This is a genomic window from Chlorobium phaeovibrioides (assembly GCF_003968655.1).
In the GTDB taxonomy this organism is placed as follows: domain Bacteria; phylum Bacteroidota; class Chlorobiia; order Chlorobiales; family Chlorobiaceae; genus Chlorobium; species Chlorobium phaeovibrioides.
In genome coordinates, this window is sequence record NZ_RXYK01000061.1 from 1 (window position 1) to 555 (window position 555).

At 54.6% G+C, this 555-nt stretch carries 1 pseudogene; it reads right to left on the reverse strand.

What is annotated here, in order from left to right:
• Positions 1-555, reverse strand: a pseudogene (locus EKD02_RS10080) (hypothetical protein); the annotation flags it as partial.

Below are 555 nucleotides of genomic sequence, written 5' to 3' on the forward strand. Positions count from 1 at the left end.
AAGAACTTCACGGAACTTCGCTTCTGATGCTGTGAGGTTGTCGGCATTAAAGAGTGCTGCGGCTTCCGACTGCAGTGCATCAACTTTAGACTGTATTGCAACCTGCTCGGCATCAGCACTTGAAATGCGCTGGGTGATGGTGGTTTTGGTTGCAGGCTCTACTGCCACAGAAAGAGCTTCCTGCCAGGCGGACTTTGCTCCTGCATAATCTCCTGCAGCATAGAGTTTGTTGCCTCCCTCGAAGGTGGCTTTTGCTTTTTCCTCTGCTGCCGCTATCCGGGCGAGTTCGGCTTTGCGCCCGGGAATACGGCTCCCGAGGTAGTAGGTGGCAGTCTTATTTTGTGCATCGAGGTTCACCAGTTCCTTGAACTTCGCTTCAGACTCATTGATGCTGTCCTGACGGAACAGAGTCACTCCATCATTCTGGAGCTGTTCAATGCGGGCCAGTCGTGCAGCCTGCTCAGCTGCCGCCTCTGCTTCAGCTTCGCGGATCCTTGTGCTGATGGCTGTACGGGTTGCTTCTTTCAGTGCAAGCGGCAGGGCTGACTGCCAGGC